The organism is Peribacillus sp. P4_C12, assembly GCF_056402095.1.
In genome coordinates, this window is the sequence record NZ_JBFUIB010000034.1 from 1 (window position 1) to 22,790 (window position 22,790).

Here is a 22,790-nt window from a genome sequence, read left to right on the forward strand (position 1 = left end):
AATGTGGGTACAACGGCAAGAGCATCAAAAGCGCTGGCTGAAGCTAAGGTCAACATCGAAATGATCAACCAAGGCTCTTCTGAGGTGAGCATGATGTTCGGTGTGAAAGGTCATAGTGAAGAGACGGCAATTCAGGCTTTATATCACGAGTTTTTTTGAGAATGAGATTTTAGAAGCCTCCTTGAAAAGGGAGGTTTTTTACTGTTAATCAAATATCTCACCAAGTAGAAGGCGCGCTGAGGGCTCATTACGTCTACTTTAATTCAATACCCATTTGTCCTTCAAAAATAAAATCCTTGATACAGCAAAGAATATAGCAATGGAGACAATGAGGATACTGGCTGTAAGGAAGATGTTTTGATAATCAATCACGCCATAAATCAATTCTTTAAAGAGAGCAAAAATATTGAAAATTGGAATCAAGAAGTGTTTGGTTGTTAATTCATGTAAGCCTGTTCCGCCTAAGAATAGTGCAGGCAGAATGACGAGCATTGTTATCGGTGATATATAGTTTTGGGATTCCTTGACGGTCTTGGATATGATGCTTGCTGACATTTGCAAAGCTTCCTTGATGTTGACTTGCAGCGGACTTATCAGACTAGTGTCAGCATTTATGCTTTGCAGCCTATCTTGAATGATTTGCTTTTCAAAAAGTGTTAAGCTGACTCGACCTGTGAAAGGGCGTAAGAACTATCTTGACCATACGTGTCACCGAAGAGGCTGAACGTGACTTGTTTGCCCTTTTCTATTTGTTCCATGAAACCTTCGCCAACTTGCAGGGCAGCGGGGGCTTGGTCTTCTTGGACTGCTTCGGTAGGGTTATCGAATGATTTGACTTCGATTTGTGGAAAATCACTAAGTAAGGCTTTGCTGAATGACGGATCGACTGCCAGGGTATAGGTTTCATTTTCATCCGTGTTCATCAAACTCTTCTAAAATAGTGTTAACCCAGTCAATAATAGAATAGGCAGGAGTACACTTAAAATCAATGTGCGGCGATCCCTTAAAGCTTCCTTCATTTCTTTCACATACATATTAAGAAACACGGGATTGGTTCCTCCTTACAAGTTTGGACATGAAAATATAATTTAGGTCACGACTTTTTTCTTCTATATATAGAGACTCAAGCTTTCTTTTATAAATCAGTTCCACTTTATGCATCATCGCTACGGAGTCGCAGAGTAAAGTAACCTCCTCCATAATATGGCTAGAGAAAATGATCGTATTGCCCTGCTGTTTCAGTTGAAGAACAAGCTGGCGAAATACATTGGATGAAATGATATCAAGTCCTGTCGTCGGTTCATCGAAAAGAATGATGTCAGGATCATGAATTAGCGTACGTGTCATCGACATCTATAATAAAGAAAAGGAAAGCCTCCAAATTGAAGATTGGAGGCTTTCCTTTTTAGTTAGTTCATAACTGTTAGTAGTTGTTCAATCGATTTCCGTGGACGTGGGGTGGGAATCATATCGGGGTAGCCAACGTGCAGACTACCGACGATTTTTTCACCAGGATTTACGCCTAAAGCTTCACGGAACTCTGTGCTGTGAATCATGCCGTATGTTTCCCAAATCATTCCGATTCCTTGTTCCCAGGCAAGCAGGCTGAAGTTCTGAATCAGGGCACTTGTAGCTGCATAATCTTCTTCGCGAGTCATCGGATTTGGGTTTTCGTCCATTACAACCGCGACAAACATTGGAACATCTTTTAGTTTATTATATCCGCGCTGTCCAGCTTCTTTTTTCTTTTCCGGATCCTTTTCCTTGCCTGCCATAAAAGCAGGGGTTGCTTCAGCCAGTTTTAAACGGCTATCACCCTGCACGACGATGAAGCGCCACGGCTGGGTCATTTTGTGATTAGGTGCCCATGTCGACGTTTCCAATAAGGATTGAATGGTATCAAGGGGAACAGGAATGTCCTTAAATCGTTTAATACTGCGCCGTTCTTTAATGATTTGTTCAAGTTTCATGTTCATCCTGCTCCTTTTATCTATATATGTACGTTTATTAGTTTTCAAAAAAAATAATCCCCGGCTGCCTAATATGCTTTCAACGTGAATAAAATGACTTGAATAAAGAGGGGGCAATATTCTAGTGACTTGCATTCGCTACTAAGCATATAATTTTTACTAGGCACAGAGAAGCCGGGGCGACATTGTATCTATGTACAATATCAAAAGGGTACGATAATAGATTATCGTATTTACTTATCAAATTTCAGAGATCGATAATGAAATTGAAAATCATTATCAATTAGAATTTTCTCTTATTTCCTGTTATTTGTCAAGCGTATTTCTAAAAAAATTTCAAGTTATTTACCAATCCTATTAATTATTTCAAAATCTTTTATAAATTCTGTATAAAAATGTATAATGAAAAGATAAAAATGCTATCTACATATGAAGAATTGAAGGGTGTCATAGATGAAAAAACTGTTCTCATTTCTAAGGCCATACCGACTCTTGATTACTCTCGCTTTATTTTTAATGATTGTTGAGCTCGGTGTTGAACTGTTACAACCGCTATTTATTGCAAAAATAATTGATGATGGTATTTTACAGAAAGATCTATCAGTAGTGATTAAGTGGGGAAGCATTATGGTGGGACTTTCTATTTTTTCATTTCTTGGAGGAATCGTTAATTCGTTTACAGCATCTCATGTGAGTCAGAGTTTTGGCCATGATGTCAGGAAAAGCCTTTTTGGAAAAATTCAAGCGTTTTCTTTTGCTAATTTGAATAACATTCCGACCTCATCTTTGATTACAAGGATGACGAATGACGTGACTCAGCTTCAAAATACGGTTTTCATGGGTCTGCGTATCATGGCAAGAGCTCCATTAATTGTACTTGGCGGCGCGATCATGGCGATTACGGTCAATTTGAAACTGTCTCTTGTGTTAGTCATTTCGATTCCCATTCTTGTGTTCTTTCTAGGCTGGGTTATGAAACGAGCGGCTAAACTATTTAAACTCGTCCAGAAAAAGCTCGATAATGTTAATAGCGTCATGCGGGAAAATCTGATAGGCATGCGCTTAATTAAAGCTTTTCTTCGTAAGGAGCATGAAATCAAACGATTTGACGAGGCGAATGACGAGTTGAAAAGAAAGACTGTAACTTCCCTTCGTTTAATTGAAACAACGATGCCGGTGCTGATGCTGGTTATGAATTTGGCCATCCTGGTCATTCTTTGGCTTGGAAGCGAATTTATTGCAACAGGAGATATACAGGTCGGGGAAGTGGTGGCGATTGTTAACTATGCAACGAGGATTGCGGCATCACTTTCAGTTTTTTCGTGGCTGATCATGGTCATTTCACGAGCAAAGGCTTCAGCCGAACGCGTGACTGAAATATTTGAAACCCCCATAGATCTTGATGAAGGTAAGATGGAGAGTCAGAGTGGGGCCGTTAAAGCAGGAAGCATCGAGTTTCAGGATGTATCATTCCGTTATCCTGGAAGTGGTACACCGGTATTGAAAAATTTGAGCTTCACTGTTGAAGCGGGAGAATCGCTTGCTATTATCGGAGCGACAGGCTCAGGGAAAACCTCCTTATTTCAGCTAATTCCAAGATTGTACGAAGTTGAAAGCGGATCCATTTTTATAGACAGCCAAGATGTGAAAAATATTCCCTTGGATTCCCTTAGAAAAAGGATTGGCTATGTACCGCAAGAAGCCTTGCTTTTTTCAGGATCCATAAAGAATAACATTGCTTGGGGGAAAGAAAACGCTACGATGGAAGAGCTTATGACAGCAGCCCAGCATGCTCAGGTTCACGAGACCGTGATGAAACTGCCAAAACAATATGAAACGCAGTTAGGGCAAAAAGGAGTGAATCTGTCAGGTGGGCAAAAACAGCGGTTATCGATTGCGAGGGCATTGGTGCGTAGACCGAAGATTCTTTTGCTGGATGACAGTACAAGTGCCCTGGATTTAAAAACAGAAAGTAAACTGCTTAATGCTTTAAAGTCCTATACATGTACGACACTTATCATTACACAAAAAATTAGTACAGCCATGGAGGCAGATAAAATTTTATTACTTGAAAATGGTGAAATGCTTGCGGAAGGAAAACATGAAGAGTTGATCAAAACAAGTACTCTTTATCGAAAAATCGTTCACTCACAGTTTGGGGAGGAGGGGATTTCACTTGAGTCGAAAAATATCTCCCGCTAATGCAAAGTCAAAACCATCCAACTCATGGAATACGATAAAACGAATAATCCCCTATTTAGCAACGAATAAAGGTCTGCTATTCTATGTCCTGCTTATGGTACTAATAAGCTCGGTATTGGGATTACTCGGACCCTTTCTTGTTGGGATGGCCATAGACGATTATATTGTCACCAAGGATAGCGGAGGGCTAATAAACCTGTTGTTCGGGCTTCTTGCGGTCTATATTTTCTATTCACTTTCGATGTGGTTGCAGAATTATTGGATGATCGGGATTGCGCAGGATACGGTGTATGTGATGCGCAATCAATTGTTTAAAAAGCTTCATCAGTTGTCGATCCCCTTTTTTGACCGCCGTCAGCATGGGGAATTGATGAGTCGGGTAACGAATGATATTGAAAATGTCAGTTCTACTTTGAATAGTTCTGTGATTCAGGTTTTTTCAAGTATACTGACATTGGTAGGAACAATAGGAGTGATGCTGTATTTGAGCCCATTGCTAACGCTTCTTACTCTCTTTATCGTTCCTCTTATGTTCTTCGGGTTGAGATGGATCACAAACCGGACAGGAAAGCTTTTTAAAGAACAGCAGAAAAATCTTGGTGAACTGAACGGGTTTATCGAGGAGACAATTTCCGGACAGCGGATCGTGAAGGCTTTTTCACAGGAAGATAAAGTTATCAGCGATTTTATTACCCGGAGTGAAAACTTAAAGAAAGCTGGGTTTTTATCGCAATCTTATTCAGGGCTGATTCCAAAGCTAATGAATTTACTGAACAACTTAAGCTTTACGGTAATTGCTGCTGTCGGTGGATTTTTGGCACTGAGTGGCGTTGGTACGGTTTCCATCGGGGTCATTGTCATTTTCACCGAGTACTCAAGGCAATTCACCCGGCCATTAAATGACCTAGCTAACCAATTTAATACGCTGCTTTCGGCTGTTGCTGGTGCTGAGCGTGTATTTGCCATTCTTGATGAAAAAGAAGAGGAAATGGATGAGAAACAGGCCGGTGAACTTCGGAATGTCTGTGGTGAGGTGGACTTTGAAGGAGTTTCCTTTTCATATAATGAAGAAGATCGAACAATACATGATGTCAGTTTTCATGCTGAAAAAGGAGAAACCATCGCTCTTGTGGGGCCTACGGGGGCAGGTAAAACGACAATCATTAATCTGCTTGCCCGTTTTTATGAACCAAACAGTGGTCGGATTTTGATCGACGGCCAGGATATCCGGCAGGTAACGAGAGCCAGCCTCCGTAAGCATATGGGATTTGTTTTACAGGATTCTTTTTTATTTCAGGGGACCATTCTTGAAAATATCCGCTACGGACGATTAGAGGCGGGGGATGAAGAAGTTGTGGATGCAGCCAAGCTTGCAAATGCCCATTCCTTTATCATGAAGCTTCCAGATCAATATGATACCATTTTGAATCAGGATGGCAGTGGAATCAGTCAGGGGCAGCGCCAGCTTCTATCGATTGCAAGAGCGATTTTAGCAGATCCCGTTCTATTAATCTTAGATGAAGCGACAAGCAGTATAGATACGATTACCGAACTGAAAATCCAGGAAGCGTTACACCGATTGATGGAGGGAAGAACGAGTTTTGTCATTGCTCATCGATTGAATACGATTCAGCAAAGTGATCAAATTCTGGTACTTGATGAAGGAAGAATCATTGAAAAAGGTTCTCATAATGAGCTTTTGCAGCAGCGAGGATTTTATTCCGAACTTTATCGCAGCTCATTAAAGGAAAATCAGACCGGATGAAAAAAATGTGTGCCGCTGGGCGCACATTTTTGCGTTGGTGCTGTAAAGTCAAAACCCTATCCCTAGGAATTGCATTCGATTTCATTTAATGATGCAATTGCTTCGTCTAAAAAAGCAAGGAGCTCTGCCTTTACCGGGTACAAGCCTGCGGAAGAAGAGTCAGTCTCCGATTAACGCACATCCCAGAATTTCTCTTCTAGTTCTTTGTTTCCCTCGAAAATCAACTCAGACAAATGTAAGTCTTCAGCAATCAGCCTTCCTTCCTCTGAATCAGCAGGAATGCCTTTGTTCATGGTTAATTCAATGCGTTTGATGAGGTTAATCCATTGCTTCGCTTGGATACATAAAGATTAGTTAACGGAATAGCTGTGGTATTGACGGCCATTTCGTGAAAGTGCCTACAAATCAGGAAGAAAGACGGTATATTCCATAAAAGTGGTTGTAAATCCATTACAAATTGACTAATTGACTATTGCTAAGAAACCTTTTAATGACATATAATTCTGAATATATACAAAATTCTTTAAATTCGTTTGGTTAAGGGGGAAGTATGGAAGCATATTGCCATATGAAATGAAGACTTTTTATAGTAATTAATAATTTTAATAGATAGGAGATGAAAAAATGAAAACGCTTAAATCAGTCATTCTTTGGGGGATTATATCGGCGGTTGGTGCAGTAAGTTTTGGTTTCGTTGCTTTAAACCGAGGAGAAAGTATTAATGCCATGTGGATAGTCACTGCAGCTCTCTGTGTATATTCGGTTGCGTATCGCTTTTATAGTAAATTTATCGCACAGAAAGTGTTTGAGCTAGATGACAATCGTCAGACTCCATCAGAAGCAAATAATGATGGAAAAGACTACGTCCCTACAAATAAATGGGTGTTGTTTGGTCACCATTTTGCAGCAATTGCTGGAGCTGGTCCGCTTGTAGGACCGATCCTTGCTGCACAGATGGGATATTTGYCGGGAACACTTTGGCTTGTAGTTGGAGTTGTTTTAGCCGGAGCGGTACAAGATTTTATTATACTCTTCGGTTCGATGCGCCGTAACGGCAAATCGCTTGGTGAGATGATTAAAGAGGAAATTGGACCTATTACAGGTTTGATTGCAATGGTGGGGATTCTTGGTATCATGATTATATTATTAGCGGTACTTGCCCTTGTAGTCGTAAAAGCCTTAGTTGGCAGTCCTTGGGGGATGTTTACGATCRCTTCAACCATCCCGATTGCAGTCCTTATGGGCGTCTACATGAGATATATCCGGCCTGGTCGGGTTGGTGAAGGTTCAATTATTGGTATTATCTTATTGATGCTTGCTTTATATTTCGGTCGATTTGTATCCGAAAGCGCGACATTGGCGCCAATGTTTACGTTCAGTGGTGAAACAATCGCCATCATGTTGATCGTATACGGATTTGTTGCTTCTGTTCTGCCGGTATGGATGCTATTGGCACCACGTGATTATTTAAGTACATTCTTGAAAATCGGAACGATCATCGGGCTTGCGCCTTTATCGTCATGCCAAGCCTTGAAATGCCTGCTGTCACTCAGTTTATTGATGGAACAGGACCTGTTTTCTCAGGGAATCTATTTCCGTTCTTGTTCATCACGATTGCTTGTGGAGCAGTGTCGGGATTCCATGCACTTGTTTCTTCCGGTACAACGCCTAAAATGATTGAACGTGAATCTCATTCGCGTCCAATAGGATACGGAGCTATGCTGACTGAATCCTTTGTTGCCATCATGGCGATGATAGCAGCCTGCGTACTGACACCAGGGATTTACTTTGCGATTAATAGCCCAGGTGCAGTTGTTGGAACGGAGCCAGCTCAGGTAGCAGCGACGATTTCCGATTGGGGATTCATTTTGACACCAGAGATGATTACTGGTCTGGCAGATGATGTCGGAGAAGAAACGATCTTATCCCGTACTGGAGGAGCACCGACCTTTGCAATTGGAATGGCTCATATCTTCTCGCAGGTGGTTGGTGGTGCTTCACTGATGGCGTTCTGGTACCATTTCGCGATCCTGTTTGAGRCACTGTTCATCTTAACGACCATTGATGCTGGAACAAGGGTAGGACGTTTTATGATTCAAGATATTCTCGGAACCTTTTATAAGCCATTTGCACAGACGAGTAAATGGCTGCCAAACATCATTGCGACGGCCATTTGTGTACTTGGTTGGGGTTATTTCCTTTATCAAGGAGTTATTGATCCTCTTGGTGGAATAAATACACTTTGGCCGTTGTTTGGTATTGCAAATCAGATGCTTGCAGCCATTGCATTGCTGCTTGGTACAACTGTCCTTTTCAAAATGGGCAAAAAAGCGTACACATGGGTTACGCTTGTACCGACTGTATTCTTATTGATTGTAACCATGACGGCAGGTTGGCAAAAGCTATTCCATGAAAACCCGGCGATTGGCTTTTTGGCGCATAAGGACAAATTTAAAGCCGCCTATGATAAAGGGGAGGTTCTTGCCCCGGCAGCTAACTTAGCCGAAATGAAACGAGTTATCATCAATGATTATGTGGATGCAGCCCTTTGTGCCATCTTCATGATTGTTGTCATCACTGTCCTGATTTCAGCCATAAGATTATGGATCAAGGTCTTGAAAAATCAAAAAATAGATTTACATGAATCACCTTATGTATCAAGGTCATAAGGGAGGGAAGACAATGTTGAAAAGATTAACAAAGATTCTTAGCTTCAGAAAGCAGTTTGTAAGTTTGCTTGTCGGCGTACCTAGTTATGAAACTTATGTAGACCATATGAAGGTCCACCATCCTAAAGATCCAGTAAAAACTAGGAAAGAATTTTTCTGTGAAGCGCAGGATGAACGGTATAATGCTAAAGGTGGTAAAGTGTCTCGTTGCTGTTAACTAATTATATTTTTGAAGGGCCCTCGATTTGAGGGTCCTTTTTTTGGTTCGTTTTTTTACGTGGGAAATAAGTAGGGATGGGTTATAAGAACATTAGACTAAAAAAATTTCTTTTGAAATGGTATTAAGGCAAAATTCTTTAGATTTACGGTTATTTATTCAAATTTGATGTTATAAAATCTAACATTCTTTTTATAAAATATAAAAATAAAGTTGAATTATTAGAAAATTAAGTATATGATAAAAAAAATAACACATTAATGTTAAATAACATAACATATATAAAAAAAGGGGGAAACAAAATGCAAATGGCAGATTCGGTTTTTATGTTTTTGGCAACAATGTTGGTTTGGCTAATGACACCAGGGATTGCCTTATTTTATGGTGGGATGGTAAAAAGTAAAAACGTCCTGAATACAGCAATGCATAGTTATATGCCACTGGCCGTCATTTCTATTCTTTGGGTACTAGTTGGATATTCATTATCATTTTCACCAGGAAATACACTCCTTGGCGGTCTGGATTGGGTTGGTTTAAAAGATGTAGGCTTCGAACCAGGTCCATACAGTGAAACAATTCCTCATAGTTTATTCATGTTATTCCAAATGACCTTTGCTGTATTAACCGTTTCAATCATTGCAGGAGGTATTGCAGAGCGGATGAAGTTTTCAGCATTCTTAATTTTTACCATTCTTTGGTCTCTATTCGTATACGCTCCTGTTGCTCACTGGGTATGGGGAGGCGGCTGGTTAGCTGAACTCGGTACTCTTGATTTTGCTGGTGGTAACGTTGTTCATATTTCTTCTGGGGTTGCAGGTCTGGTTTTAGCGATCATGTTAGGTAAAAGGAAAGAATCAAGTAACAGTGCACCACATAATCTTCCATTAACATTCCTTGGCGGATCATTAATATGGTTCGGTTGGTACGGCTTCAATGTTGGAAGCGCACTGACAATTAATGCGGTAGCAATGAATGTATTCGTGAATACAGCTGTTGCAGCAGCTGCAGGTATCCTTGGTTGGTTAATTGTTGAGTATATGGCGAATAAAAAAGCAACATTGCTAGGTGCAGTATCTGGAGCGATTTCGGGGTTAGTTGCTATTACACCAGCGTGTGGATTCGTAACACCAGCATCTTCCATCATTATCGGTGTCGTTGGTGGAGCAGTATGCTTCTGGGGTGTATTCTTCCTGAAAAATAAACTAGGATACGACGATGCCTTAGATGCTTTCGGTTTACATGGCATCGGTGGAACTTGGGGTGGAATCGCGACAGGATTATTTGCTACTACTTCTGTAAACGAAGGTGGAGCTAATGGTTTATTCTACGGAGATTTCAACTTGCTTTGGAAGCAGATTATAGCCATCGTTGCAACGTATATATTCGTGGCCGTGGTCACTTATATCATTGCAAAAGTAATAAATCTTTTCGTTCCATTGCGTGTAAGTGAAGAAGATGAGTCAATGGGGCTTGATCTTACACTTCACGGCGAAAAAGCCTATCACGAATCAATTTAAATGGAGGTGGATCATATGTCTGAGGTTATAACGAAAATTGAAATCATTACACGTCCTATTAAGTTTGAACAATTGAAAACAGAGCTTGCAAAAATAGGGGTAAGCGGAATAACTGTATCGGAAGTAAAAGGAACAGGACTTCAGAAAAGTTATGTGGAAACGTATCGCGGTCGAAATCGGGAAATGTCGTTACATGATCGGATGAAAATCGAGATTGTTGTTTGTGAAGTTCCAGTTCAGGATGTTGTGGATGTGGCAAGGAAATTTTTGAGCACAGGGAAACCTGGTGACGGCAAAATCTTCATTTATGAATTAGCGAATGTCGTGAATATCCGAACAGGTAAAGAAGGACAGGATGCTTTAAAAAACGAGAACTAGAAGGATTAATTAATCCAACATTATGTGCCGAATTCAGCAGATTAGAGAAAGGAGCTAAATATGGGGAGACTGGTCCGAATTGTTAATGCAAAAAAACAAAAGATTGTTAATACACTCATATCAGAGAATGTATATCAACCTGCTGACCGACCCTTTTTATTAGAATTACCATTGAAAAATTTAGAAGAAATTTTATCACTTCGAATAAAATCCTCGTTTCAAAATCAGAGTTATAAAAAATAACATTTTGCAGCCGTTTCTTCTATATAAAGAAGAACGGTTTTTTTATGTTTTTACTGCATTTCATCGGCAATTAATTTTAAAAGTTTATAGCTTGGAAATGATTTTTATTATATAAGGGAACTTTTTTTTATCTCCCATAGAAATCGATGAGTATTCCTACTATAATGAATATGGACAAAAATTTAAATCCAATTTATTTGCTTTTTTTGACGCTTTTAGCTTAGTTAATTCAATTTTTCTTTATTTTGCGAAAAATAACTTCAAAAAAATTGTAAGTCTTCCATAAATAATGAAGTAGGTTCGAGAATGCCCTGTTTATAGTGAGGGGAATTTATAAATATGTTCTTTTATGAGGTGAGGGGAAATGGATCAATTTACGGTCGAGTCCGTTTTAAATATCATCAGGGAATTTGTTCCGCAGGATGCTTCAATCTCTGTGGCTGACTCGGAAAAATACATTTATTACCAACCGAGCAAGCAGGTTGACTTAGGAATTAAACCAGGAGATTTAATAAGTGAAAAAACAGCTACTTATAAAGCGTTGAGTGTCCGAAAAAAAATTGGTGTACAAGTTGAAAGTAATGTATTTGGCGTACCTTATTATGGTTTGAGCGTACCAATAATGGACGAGGGTAATCCGTTAGGGGCAGTAACAGCCATTTTGCCGTCAAAGCAGTTAATACTACCGACTTCATTTTTAACAATCAAAACGGATGACCACTGGATACCACTTCCATATGACGAAATTATGTATTTAGAAGCGCAAAATAGGAAAACTAAAATTCAGTCCGAACGCGTGAATGGATTTCATAAAATGAACTTAAGTGAATTGGAGTTTATTTTACCAAATGATTTGTTCATTAGGGTTCATCGTTCGTACATCGTCAATATTAATTATATTCAAGAGATTCTTCCTGATTTTCACTCTACATTTTTACTGGTAATGAAGGATCAGTCTAAAATCCAAGTTAGTCAAACATATGCCAGTCAATTCAGAAGAGCTCTAGGATTTTAGTGTTTCTCCTTTATGTGATAAAAATGCTGGTTTGTGCTCTATTTAAGGCTTTTCATTCGAAAACGAATGTGACAATTACACGGGCTTGATAAAATTAAGTGTAAGAAAAGCGAAAATGGGGGTCTTTTGTATGAACGAAAGCGTTTTCAAAAAAATTCGCAACGAACAATTTAAGGGGAAAGTTGTTACAGCGGAAGAAGCAGCTTCTTGGATTAAAGATGGGATGAAACTTGGTATGAGTGGATTCACTCGTGCTGGTGATGCTAAAGTTATCCCGATGGCTCTAGTTGAAAGAGCTAAAACTGAAAAATTTAAAGTTGACGTTTATACTGGTGCTTCATTAGGGCCAGAAGTCGACCAACATATGGCGGAAGCTGGTATCATTAACAAACGCTTACCGTTCCAAGCAGATAAAGGCATTCGTAATAAAATAAATGCTGATGAAGTCACTTATGTGGATCAGCATTTATCTCATACAGCTGAACAAGTTCGTCAAGGCATTGTCGGACCTATCGATTTTGCAATCATCGAAGCATTGGCTATTACAGAAGAAGGATTAATCATCCCAACAACTTCTGTAGGTAACTCAGCCATCTTCGTTCAAGAAGCTAAAAATGTAATTATTGAATTAAACGTGTCTCATCCAGAAGGATTAGAAGGCATGCATGATATTTATACACCCGCTAAACAAGGTGAGCGCCAACCAATTCCAATGACTAGCGCAAGCGATCGTCTTGGATCAATTGGTATTCCGGTTGACCCTGAAAAAGTTAGAGGGATTGTGGTTTCTACAGATCTTGATGCACCTTCTACAATCGTGCCACCAGACGAAGAAACAGCAACAATTGCCAATCACCTTATTAACTTCCTTCGTGAAGAAATCAAGGCTGGCCGTTTAACTGAAAACCTTGCTCCGCTTCAATCTGGTGTAGGTTCAGTAGCAAACGCAGTATTCGCTGGTTTCCTTGACTCTGAATTTAAAGATTTAGAAGTGTATTCTGAAGTATTACAAGATGCAGTATTCGATTTAATTGATGCTGGAAAAGTAAAATTTGCTTCAGGTTGCTCGATTACATTAGCTGAAGAAAAAGGAAAACAAGTTTACGGTGAGCTTGATAAATACCGTGATAAACTCGTTCTTCGTCCACAAGAAATATCTAACCATCCTGAAATCATCCGTCGTCTTGGTTTGATTTCAATCAATACTGCGTTAGAGTGCGATATTTACGGAAACGTAAATTCTACACATGTTTCTGGTACAAGAATGATGAATGGTATCGGTGGATCAGGAGACTTTGCTCGTAACTCACGCCTAGGTATTTTTGTAACGAAATCATATGCTAAAGGCGGCAAAATTTCTAGTATCGTTCCTTTCGTTTCTCACGTGGACCACACTGAGCACGATGTGGATGTACTAGTGACAGAGCAAGGTATTGCTGATTTACGTGGTCTAGCACCAAAAGAACGCGTAGAATTAATCATCGAAAACTGTGCACACCCGGATTACCGTCCGCAACTTCGTGCATACTTTACTGAAGCAGTTGCTCAAACTGGTGGACATCAAACTCCACATATTCTTGAAAAAGCATTCTCTTGGCATACAAACCTTGCTAAAAACGGTACAATGCTTGAAGCTGCTCTTCAAGATCAAAAATAAGATTTATGACCACCCCGCTATTATAGCGGGGTTTTTTTAGGGGTTCAGCATATAGCGCTGAGCCTTTTTTTATGTGTATTTACTGTAGCATGTCATTGGATAGTGATTCTAAGAGTCATTGATCGAATTCAAATGACCCGTTTTCATTGTATATTTTCTTTTTGTATTATTTGCAATATATTAACTGGTTTTTAGATTTTAATAAATAATAAATCATGCTTATGTATCCAAAAGAGCGGGAATTGTATCATAAGATTTTTTTAGATTATTTTTGTATATAATTATACGTTCAGGTTATAGAAGTATGGTAAACTGCTAACAATGAAGGATTATCATACATAGAATTTTACATTATATATGTCGTTTCCTTAGAATTAGGGAGTAATATAGAATGGTTATATTGGAGGAGATAATTTGTTCAAGACAAAACTGCATTTTTGGACGTTAGAGCTATTATTATTGTCTTTACTTTTTTATGTTGGTACAAAGATTTCTTTTCTTTTTGAGCCAATTGTGATTTTTACCTCAACTTTGTTCTTTCCAATCTTGATTTCAGGTTTCCTCTTCTTTTTGTTCAACCCAATTGTTGACTTTTTAGTTAAAAGGAGAATGCCAAGGGGATTGGCGATTTTATTGCTTTACGTATTTTTCCTTGGATTGATTAGTTTGTTGGTCGGCCTAGTGGGCCCATCACTTTCTAGACAGGTCACAGATTTAGTCAATAACCTCCCGGATTATTTCAATCAAGTAAGAAAGTTCATTGAAGATTCAGCTGAGTCAAAATGGTTTTTGTGGACTGTGGAACAAGATTATGTCCCTTTGCAAGAAGTAGGAGATTCGCTTCAAAAATATTTGACGAATTTACCGAGTAATATAACGAATAGTTTGTCTTCGGTTTTCAGTGTAGTGACGAATATTACGTTAGTTGTCGTGACGGTTCCTTTCATCCTATTTTATATGCTGAAAGATGGGGATAAGCTTCCAAGTTCCATCATGAAATTCGTACCCGTTCGTTACAGAAAACCAGCTTTAACGGTACTTAAGGAAACGGGAGAGACGCTTGCTACTTATATTCAAGGACAGATGCTAGTTTGCATGTTTGTCGGAATTGGAACGTTCATTGGATATTTAATCATTGGTTTGCCTTATGCGTTCTTATTTGGACTGATTGGTGCGGTAACCAATATCATTCCATATGTAGGTCCGTTTATCGGAGCGGCTCCTGCGGTCATTGTGGCGTTGATTCATTCACCGACCGAAGCGTTATTGGTCATTCTTGTTGTAACGATTATTCAGCAACTGGATGGTAATGTTATTTCGCCGTTAGTCATCGGGAAGAAATTGAACACACATCCGCTAACCATCATCATCCTTTTACTCGTTGCCGGAAACCTTGCCGGTATCATCGGAATGATTTTGGCCGTTCCGACTTATTCCGTTGTTAAAACGATTGTATTGAATATCGTAAAGTTCATCAGGATTCGGAAAGAGGAAAAGCTTGAAGAAGATATATTAGAATGAAAAATGGGACCAACTCAAAAGAGTTGGTCCCGTTTTTCCTTTTTAAGAAAGGTTCCCCAATAATCGAGGGTACTTGAACATATTACAAACCTAAAGAAATATATTTTACTTCTAAGAACTCTTCAATGCCCTGGTGTCCACCTTCGCGGCCGAGTCCACTTTGCTTGAAGCCACCAAATGGAGCCTGTGGAACGGAGGGAAGTCCGTCGTTTAAGCCGACAATTCCGAATTCTAGCGCTTCAGTAGCTTTGATGCCTTTGGTGATATTTTCGGTAAACACGTATGCAGCTAATCCGAAAATGGAGTCATTTGCACGCCTAATAGCTTCTTCATCCGTCTTAAAGGAGGCGATGGGAGCTAATGGACCGAATGTTTCTTCCTTCATACAGAGCATGCTGTCATCGATGTTGGAAAGAATTGTTGGCTCTAGGAAAAGCCCGCCGATTGATTTTCCACCAGCTTCGAGTTTAGCTCCGCTACTGATTGCTTCATCAATTTGTTTTTGAACCTTATCCACCGCATCTTGGTCAATAAGTGGACCAATGTCGACGCCTTCTTCTAGCCCGTTGCCTACTTTAAGTTCGTTGACTTTGGCCACAAGTTTTTCGATAAAGGTTTCTTGAATGGATTCGTGAACATAAATACGGTTTGAACAGACACATGTTTGTCCAGCATTACGGAATTTAGAACTGATAATGCCATCGACCGCTTTATTAATATCAGCATCTTCAAAGACGATGGCAGGCGCGTGTCCGCCAAGTTCAAGTGAGACTTTTTTTACTGTATCGGCGGAGCCCCTCATTAAGGTTTTACCGACTTCTGTTGAACCGGTGAATGTCAATTTACGGACACGTGTATCTTTAAGCCAGGTTTCACCGATTTCTGATGATTTCCCTGTCACGACATTGATGACACCTTTTGGAATACCAGCCTCTTCTGCTAATTCTGCCATTTTTAAAGCTGTAATAGGAGTCAGGTTGGCCGGCTTAATGACGACCGTACAGCCGACAGCAAGGGCAGGTGCCACTTTTCTTGTAATCATTGCTGCTGGGAAGTTCCATGGTGTAATGACGGCTACCACTCCGACTGGCTGTTTAGTCACGAAAAGTCGCTTATTAGACACGGAAGCAGGAATTGTTTCACCGTACACTCGTTTTCCTTCTTCGGCAAACCAAGATAAAAATCCATTAGCATAGGTCATTTCCCCAAGAGCCTCTTTTAAGGGTTTACCTTGTTCCTCTGTCATGATTCTAGCTAATTCTTCTTTATTATCTTCGATTAATCGATGCCATTTCCAAATTAAATCGGCGCGTTCATAGACTGAGAGAGCTGCCCAACCTGTAAAGGCCTCATAAGCAGCATCGGCAGCCTTGGCCGCTTCAGCTGCACCACCTTTAGGTACGGTGGCAACGACTTCATCCGTTGCCGGGTTTTTCACTTCAATTTTATCCAGTCCAAAATCTGACCACTCACCGTTAATAAATAATCCGTAATCCTTCATGATAAAACCTCCTATTTTGGTTAAATCCATCAAACTACTTAAAAACCTTTTACCTTTATACCAATACCTGTTATATAAAATTATAAACACTTTTTGGAGATTCTGAAATTTATTTGATTGGCTATTTTTTGGAGCCATTGTATTAAAGTGAAGAAAGGGGAGAAGACATAGGGAAATAGGATAAAAATCGGGAAGGTTTTTAAAATAATAGATTATCAAAAAAAGAGGTGCAAGTTGCGCACCTCTTTTTTAATAGTTTATTTTATTTTTCCGAGGAGACGGCTACTTCACCGACATTGTCGGAGAGAGCTTGATTTGGATTGAATTCGCCTTCTGATTTAGAGATGACTACAGTCGCAACACTGTTACCGATAAGATTAGTGATGGCACGCGCTTCGGACATGAAGCGGTCAACCCCTAATAGAAGAGCCATACCTTCAACTGGAATCATCGGGAATGCGGCTAATGTTGCAGCAAGTGTAATGAAACCAGATCCTGTTACACCTGCAGCCCCTTTAGATGTTAACATCAAGATTCCTAGAAGGGTTAATTCCTGCCAGATGCTTAAATCGATACCATATGCTTGAGCGATGAAAATCGCTGCCATGGATAAGTAAATGGATGTGCCATCAAGGTTAAAAGAATAACCAGTTGGGACGACCAAACCGACTACGGATTTTGAACAACCGTATTTTTCTAGTTTTTTCATTACGCTTGGAAGAGCAGATTCCGATGAAGATGTTCCTAATACCAATAAGATCTCTTCTTTTAAATAGGCAATGAATTTGAAAATATTAAAACCGTAGATTTTTGCGATTGAACCAAGGATAAGGATAATGAATAGGGCCATCGTGATGTATACGCTACCCATTAACTGTCCAAGAGAACTTAGAGAACTAAGACCGAACTTACCGATTGTGTAAGCCATGGCCCCAAACGCTGCCAATGGAGATACTTTCATAATCATACCAACGATGCCGAAGAAAATATCAGCAATATGCTGAAGGAAGGAGACGACGGGTTGTACTTTTGGTCCCATCGCAGCCATTGATAATCCGAATAATACAGCAAAGAATAAAATAGGGAGCAAGTCGCCACCAGCCATTGCAGCAACTGCATTATCTGGAATGATGTTAGAAATGAAGGCAACTGCGCCATGTTCCGTTTCGGAAGCGGCTGTTGTATATTGTGATACATCTCCGCCTTCGACTGAATCAATGTTGAAACCTTTACCAGGTCCTAACAGATTAACTACGATAATTCCGATAGCAAGGGCGAAGGTGGTAACGATTTCAAAATATAGCAGGGCCTTTCCGCCGATACGGCCAACCTTCTTCATATCGCCCATGCCGCCAATTCCGATTACGACCGTTAAGAAGATGATTGGTGCAATGACCATTTTAATCATTTTAATAAATAAATCAGCTAATATCTTCAGCTGTTCACCGAAAGTAGGGAAGAAGAAACCGACTGTAATACCTAGAATAATACCGATGATGACCTGAACGGTTAGATTTTTTAATATTTTCAAGGTGCATTCTCCTTTGTTATATGATAGCGCTTTCTTAACTTAACTTTAGTGTAACAGAAGGAAGAGTCAGAATATTCTTTTGGTGATATTGTTCTTTTTGGTCTTTTTGGTCTTGATGATAGTTTAGTAGCTGAAGGGAAAGAAGGAATTTGAAGTAATATTGAATTCATTAAAGATCTACTCTGAAAAGCCGCAAAAAAAGTACCGGTGTAGCACCGGTACTTGAGAAAATCAATTTTCAAACGGTTTTATGAGTCCATAAAGGGTTTCAATAACGGGAAGTTTTAAATTGACCCTTTCAGCTAGACGCAGTGCACCACCTTGTAAATGCTCTACTTCAAGGGTTTGGCCTTTTCTAAGGTCTTGATGCATGGAAGAGGTTGATTCGTCCGGTAAACCTGCCATGTTTTCTAGTGCCTGAGCAACATTCTGTTCTGTTATTCCGACGTTATAAGCATTTGCAAGTTTCTTCATTTCAATAAGGACATGTTCTAGTAACCTATTAGTTTCCGGGAATCTCCGTATTGTGCCAATAGGGAGGTTGGAAGCGGTTGTTACACCGGAGAAAGCGGTAATGAACATATATTTAATCCACATCCTGATTAAAATGTTTTCTGTTCTGCTTGCCCCCATGATAGCTGAACGGACTGCCTGTTCAAATTCGTCGCAAATCTTTGTTTGTGAGGGATGAAGCGGGCCAAAGATTAAATCGTGATTCTTATTGGAATGAATTACATGGCCCTTTTCGTTTAGGGTAGCGATAATGAAGGCGCTTCCCCCTATGACGGCTGCTTCACTTAGTTCGTCTTGCAAAATGGAGATATGTTCTATTCCATTCAAAAGCGGAAGGATCTTCGCGCCTTTTTCAACAAGCAGCTTCAAGTCAGGGATGGTCCCCTGCAAGTGCTGGCCTTTTACGGCAAGAATCACTAGATCAACTTGTTCTATTTTCTTTACATCTTCTATGATATGTAGCTCGTTAAAATCATAGTTTCCATGAGGACTAGTTATTCTTAGGCCATTTTCTTTCAATTGTTGGGCACGTTTTTTTCGGACAAGGTATTGAACATGCTGTCCGGCCTGTTGTAACCTTCCACCAAAGTAGGAACCTAGTGCACCAGCCCCAATAATGACAATATTCAAAGTGCGCACCTCTCTTTTAATTAGGATGTCCTAATCATAACATCGACTGAATTTTCAGTAAATGTTATGTGGAATAATAAGGTTGTATTCTTAAACTATGTATTTACGAACACAGCCAAAAGATACAAAAGCTGTGTAGTTTAAAAATCGGAGGCTGATGAAAAAAAGAAAGCGATTCCATTTTTTTCTTGACTAACTTGTATATACAAGTTAGTCTATCAATAACAAACATGTATATACAAATTTAGGGAAGAGACGAACAATAAATGTTAAGGGGAGGGATTGTTATGGCAAAGGAATATAGTCAGATAGTGGAAGGAATCGTCAAAGGAGTAGGAGGAAAAGAGAATATCCAGTCTGCAACGCATTGTGTTACAAGGCTTCGGTTTGCATTGAAAGATGAAACGAAAGTGGATAAGGAGGCACTCGATAAAATCGATGTGGTGAAGGGGGCCTTTTCCGCTAATGGTCAATTTCAGGTCGTGATCGGGCAGGGGACGGTAAACAAGGTATATGCGGAAATGGTCGAAGCCACAGGAATTGGGATTGCTACGAAGGAAGAAACGAAATCAGTTGCTGAAAGTAATTTAAATCCACTTCAAAGGGCGGTTAAGGCGTTAGCTGATATCTTTATCCCAATCCTTCCTGCAATCGTGACGGCTGGTTTATTATTGGGAATCAATAATATCCTGACTGGGACAGGTATCTTTTTTGAAAAAAAATCCCTTGTCCAAGTCTATACCCAGTGGAGTGATTTTGCCGATATCATTAACCTAATAGCCAACACGGCCTTCACATTCCTCCCGGCACTTGTCGGTTGGTCAGCCGTGAAGCGATTTGGTGGTAATCCATTGCTTGGAATTATTCTAGGATTGATGCTGGTTCATCCAAGCTTATTAAATGCTTGGGATTATCCAAAAGCAAAGGCAGCTGGCGATATTGGTATGTGGAATTTATTTGGCCTTCAGATTGAAAAAGTAGGCTACCAGGGTCAGGTGCTCCCTATTTTAGTAGCTTCCTATGTACTGGCGAAAATCGAAGTGTTTTTGAATAAACGGGTTGCCGATTCCTTTCAATTGCTGGTAGTCGCACCGATATCATTACTAATCACTGGTTTTCTGGCCTTCATCGTCATCGGACCAGTGACTTTTACGATTGGAAACTGGATCACTTCCTTATTCGTTGGAATATTCGACATGGCGCCTGTTATAGGAGGGCTGCTATATGGTGCATTATATGCTCCGCTGGTTATTACTGGGATGCATCATACCTTCCTAGCGGTTGACTTTCAGCTCATCGGTTCGATTGGAAGTACCTTCCTGTGGCCGATTCTTGCACTTTCGAATATTGCCCAAGGTGCATCGGCACTTGCCATGATGTTTCTGGCGAAAAATGATGAAAAACTGCGAGGACTGTCGCTGACGTCATCGATCTCAGCATTTCTTGGTGTAACTGAACCAGCTATGTTCGGGGTAAATCTGCGTTATCGTTTTCCGTTTTATTCAGCAATGATCGGTTCGGCACTTGGTGCTGTCTATATTATGCTAAATGCTGTCACATCACCCTCTATCGGTGTTGGCGGAATACCAGCAATTTTCTCGATTTTTCCAAATAAATGGATTTCATTTAGCATCGGCATGGTCATAGCAATTATCGTCCCCTTTTTTCTTACTTTTTTCCTGGGGAAATCAAAAAAATATACTCTAAATAGTAAAAAGATTACAAGAATTGAAGACCATAGCGTCTAAGTTTAATAAAAGAAAGGACGTGACATGATGAAGGAATGGTGGAGAAAAGCGACTGTTTATCAAATCTATCCGAAGAGCTTTAATGATACGACCGGAAATGGCATCGGTGATATTAAGGGAATTATTGAAAAGCTTGCTTATTTAAACGAGCTCGGAGTGGATGTTATCTGGCTTACACCGATTTACAAATCACCTCAAAAAGATAATGGCTATGATATTAGTGATTATTATTCAATTGATGAAGAATATGGATCGATGAGGGATTTTGAAGACCTGGTAGCTGCAGCTCATGAACACGGAATTAGAATCATCATGGATCTTGTCGTAAATCACACCTCGACTGAGCATGAATGGTTTAAACGAGCATTAGAAAGTGATGATTCTCGATTCCGCGATTTTTATATTTGGAGGGATCCGATAGACGGTCATGAACCGAACAATTGGCTTTCTAAGTTTGGCGGATCAGCCTGGAAGCTGGATGAAAAATCCGGTAAGTATTATTTGCATCTTTTTGATGAAACTCAGGCTGATTTAAATTGGGAAAACCCTCAGGTTAGGCAGGAAATTTATAAACTGATGCATTATTGGTTTGAAAAAGGGATCGATGGCTTTCGGCTTGATGTAATCAATCTCATTTCTAAGAATCAGCAATTTCCCAATGACGACGGTACACTTGCGCCTGGTGACGGCAGAAAATTTTATACGGATGGGCCGCGCGTACATGAATTTTTGCATGAGATGAACCAAAGTGTACTTTCCAATTATGACAGCATGACAGTCGGGGAGATGTCTTCGACGACGATTGAGGATTGTATCTCCTATTCGTCTCCTAAGCGGAATGAACTGAGTATGACGTTTAACTTCCATCATTTAAAAGTGGATTACCCAAACGGAGAAAAATGGGCGGTTGGCGAATTTGATTTTCTATCTCTTAAGCAGATTCTTTCAAAGTGGCAGATGGAGATGCATCAGGGTGGGGGTTGGAATGCACTATTTTGGTCCAATCATGATCAACCCCGAATTGTCTCACGCTATGGAGATGATGCGTTATATCATCAAGAATCGGCGAAAATGTTGGCAACAACGATTCATATGATGCAGGGGACACCATTCATTTATCAGGGCGAAGAGTTTGGGATGACAAATCCGAATTTTGACAGAATCGAGCAGTACCGGGATGTAGAAACATTGAATTATTTTCGAAATATGAAGAAGCAGGGGATGTCAGAGCAGGAGATTTATTGTATATTACAGCATAAGTCACGAGACAACTCGAGAACGCCTGTACAGTGGAATGAATTGAAGGAGGCGGGTTTTACAAAAGGGACCCCATGGATTCCAGTGGCAGAAAACTATCGGGATGTTAATGCAGCACAAGCATTGAATGATCAGGATTCAATTTTCTACCATTACCAGAAACTAATCCAGCTTCGCAAAGAATATGAAATAATAACGAGCGGTGATTATAAAATAATTCAGTCAGAACATCCTGAGTTATTTATCTATGTCCGTAGCTACCGAGACGAACAGCTTCTTGTGGTTAATAATTTTTATGCAAAAGATACAAAATTAATTCTGCCTGCGGAACTTCTGAATAATGAATCTGAGACTATACTCATCGGAAATTATTCTCAGTCATTGCCTCTATGTCGCAAAATGGAAATTAGACCTTATGAATCCATCGTTTATCATTTGAAAAAGAAATGGTAAAAT

Annotated in this window: 18 protein-coding genes and 2 pseudogenes; 12 read left to right on the plus strand and 8 right to left on the minus strand. The window is 39.9% G+C overall.

Going from position 1 to position 22,790, the window contains the following annotated elements; translation table 11 throughout:
- Positions 1-159, plus strand: a 159-nt coding sequence (locus tag AC1DUW_RS08565; protein WP_477642354.1) for an ACT domain-containing protein, incomplete at its 5' end; no start/stop codon positions are given.
- Between the two features lie 99 nt (positions 160-258).
- Here AC1DUW_RS08565 and AC1DUW_RS08570 read toward each other — a convergent pair.
- The 4 genes and pseudogenes from AC1DUW_RS08570 to AC1DUW_RS08585 all read right to left on the minus strand — a co-directional run bounded on the left by AC1DUW_RS08570 (position 259) and on the right by AC1DUW_RS08585 (position 1,970).
- Positions 259-555 carry an ABC transporter permease family protein gene (locus tag AC1DUW_RS08570; protein ID WP_053344306.1) on the minus strand — a complete coding sequence of 99 codons (297 nt, stop codon included), beginning with the start codon at positions 553-555 and terminating at the stop codon, positions 259-261.
- Positions 556-656: 101 nt separating this feature from the next.
- The gene (locus tag AC1DUW_RS08575) at positions 657-923 is read right to left on the minus strand and encodes a hypothetical protein (protein WP_053344307.1); all 267 of its coding nucleotides are present in this window, start codon (positions 921-923) and stop codon (positions 657-659) included.
- A gap of 112 nt (positions 924-1,035) precedes the next feature.
- Positions 1,036-1,341 (minus strand): annotated as a pseudogene (locus tag AC1DUW_RS08580) (ABC transporter ATP-binding protein); the annotation flags it as partial.
- 68 nt (positions 1,342-1,409) lie between these two features.
- On the minus strand, positions 1,410-1,970 hold the full coding sequence (locus AC1DUW_RS08585) for a nitroreductase family protein (protein ID WP_477642346.1): 561 nt from the start codon (positions 1,968-1,970) through the stop codon (positions 1,410-1,412).
- A gap of 453 nt (positions 1,971-2,423) precedes the next feature.
- On the opposite strand from AC1DUW_RS08585, the gene AC1DUW_RS08590 reads away from it, so the two are divergent.
- Complete coding sequence (locus tag AC1DUW_RS08590; RefSeq protein WP_053344309.1) at positions 2,424-4,172, plus strand: ABC transporter ATP-binding protein; 1,749 nt, start codon at positions 2,424-2,426, stop codon at positions 4,170-4,172.
- Positions 4,147-5,937 carry an ABC transporter ATP-binding protein gene (locus tag AC1DUW_RS08595; RefSeq protein ID WP_477642347.1) on the plus strand — a complete coding sequence of 597 codons (1,791 nt, stop codon included), beginning with the start codon at positions 4,147-4,149 and terminating at the stop codon, positions 5,935-5,937. Before AC1DUW_RS08590 ends, AC1DUW_RS08595 begins: the two co-directional genes overlap by 26 nt.
- 170 nt (positions 5,938-6,107) lie before the next feature.
- On the opposite strand, the gene AC1DUW_RS08600 is transcribed toward AC1DUW_RS08595, so the two are convergent.
- Positions 6,108-6,230, minus strand: a complete 123-nt coding sequence (locus AC1DUW_RS08600; RefSeq protein ID WP_477642348.1) for a hypothetical protein — start codon at positions 6,228-6,230, stop codon at positions 6,108-6,110.
- Positions 6,231-6,561: 331 nt separating this feature from the next.
- Here AC1DUW_RS08600 and AC1DUW_RS08605 point away from each other — a divergent pair.
- The 7 genes and pseudogenes from AC1DUW_RS08605 to AC1DUW_RS08635 all read left to right on the plus strand — a co-directional run bounded on the left by AC1DUW_RS08605 (position 6,562) and on the right by AC1DUW_RS08635 (position 15,154).
- Positions 6,562-8,606: pseudogene (locus tag AC1DUW_RS08605) on the plus strand (carbon starvation CstA family protein).
- Between the two features lie 13 nt (positions 8,607-8,619).
- On the plus strand, positions 8,620-8,823 hold the full coding sequence (locus AC1DUW_RS08610; protein ID WP_053344312.1) for a YbdD/YjiX family protein: 204 nt from the start codon (positions 8,620-8,622) through the stop codon (positions 8,821-8,823).
- A 302-nt stretch (positions 8,824-9,125) separates the two neighbouring features.
- Positions 9,126-10,340 (plus strand): ammonium transporter, encoded by a 1,215-nt coding sequence (locus AC1DUW_RS08615; protein WP_477642349.1) that lies wholly within the window; start codon positions 9,126-9,128, stop codon positions 10,338-10,340.
- A 15-nt stretch (positions 10,341-10,355) separates the two neighbouring features.
- Positions 10,356-10,718, plus strand: coding sequence for a P-II family nitrogen regulator (locus AC1DUW_RS08620; RefSeq protein ID WP_053344314.1), 363 nt, complete (start codon positions 10,356-10,358; stop codon positions 10,716-10,718).
- Between the two features lie 607 nt (positions 10,719-11,325).
- Entirely contained in the window at positions 11,326-11,976 is a 651-nt protein-coding gene (locus tag AC1DUW_RS08625) for a LytTR family DNA-binding domain-containing protein (RefSeq protein ID WP_098176956.1), read from the plus strand.
- 130 nt (positions 11,977-12,106) lie between these two features.
- Positions 12,107-13,633 (plus strand): acetyl-CoA hydrolase/transferase family protein, encoded by a 1,527-nt coding sequence (locus AC1DUW_RS08630; RefSeq protein WP_053344317.1) that lies wholly within the window; start codon positions 12,107-12,109, stop codon positions 13,631-13,633.
- A 414-nt stretch (positions 13,634-14,047) separates the two neighbouring features.
- Positions 14,048-15,154 carry an AI-2E family transporter gene (locus AC1DUW_RS08635; RefSeq protein ID WP_477642350.1) on the plus strand — a complete coding sequence of 369 codons (1,107 nt, stop codon included), beginning with the start codon at positions 14,048-14,050 and terminating at the stop codon, positions 15,152-15,154.
- A gap of 82 nt (positions 15,155-15,236) precedes the next feature.
- On the opposite strand, the gene AC1DUW_RS08640 is transcribed toward AC1DUW_RS08635, so the two are convergent.
- The 3 genes from AC1DUW_RS08640 to AC1DUW_RS08650 all read right to left on the minus strand — a co-directional run bounded on the left by AC1DUW_RS08640 (position 15,237) and on the right by AC1DUW_RS08650 (position 19,338).
- Positions 15,237-16,655, minus strand: a complete 1,419-nt coding sequence (locus AC1DUW_RS08640; protein WP_053344319.1) for an NAD-dependent succinate-semialdehyde dehydrogenase — start codon at positions 16,653-16,655, stop codon at positions 15,237-15,239.
- A gap of 262 nt (positions 16,656-16,917) precedes the next feature.
- Positions 16,918-18,186, minus strand: a complete 1,269-nt coding sequence (locus AC1DUW_RS08645) for a dicarboxylate/amino acid:cation symporter (protein WP_053344320.1) — start codon at positions 18,184-18,186, stop codon at positions 16,918-16,920.
- Between the two features lie 231 nt (positions 18,187-18,417).
- On the minus strand, positions 18,418-19,338 hold the full coding sequence (locus AC1DUW_RS08650; protein ID WP_330219135.1) for a ketopantoate reductase family protein: 921 nt from the start codon (positions 19,336-19,338) through the stop codon (positions 18,418-18,420).
- A gap of 278 nt (positions 19,339-19,616) precedes the next feature.
- Between AC1DUW_RS08650 and treP the strand changes: the two genes are divergently transcribed.
- Together treP and treC are read left to right on the plus strand one after the other, a co-directional pair.
- A complete protein-coding gene (gene treP, locus AC1DUW_RS08655; protein ID WP_053344322.1) occupies positions 19,617-21,077 on the plus strand; it encodes a PTS system trehalose-specific EIIBC component in 1,461 nt (486 codons plus the stop codon).
- Between the two features lie 24 nt (positions 21,078-21,101).
- Positions 21,102-22,787 carry an alpha,alpha-phosphotrehalase gene (gene treC, locus AC1DUW_RS08660; protein ID WP_053344323.1) on the plus strand — a complete coding sequence of 562 codons (1,686 nt, stop codon included), beginning with the start codon at positions 21,102-21,104 and terminating at the stop codon, positions 22,785-22,787.
- Positions 22,788-22,790 lie beyond the last annotated feature (3 nt).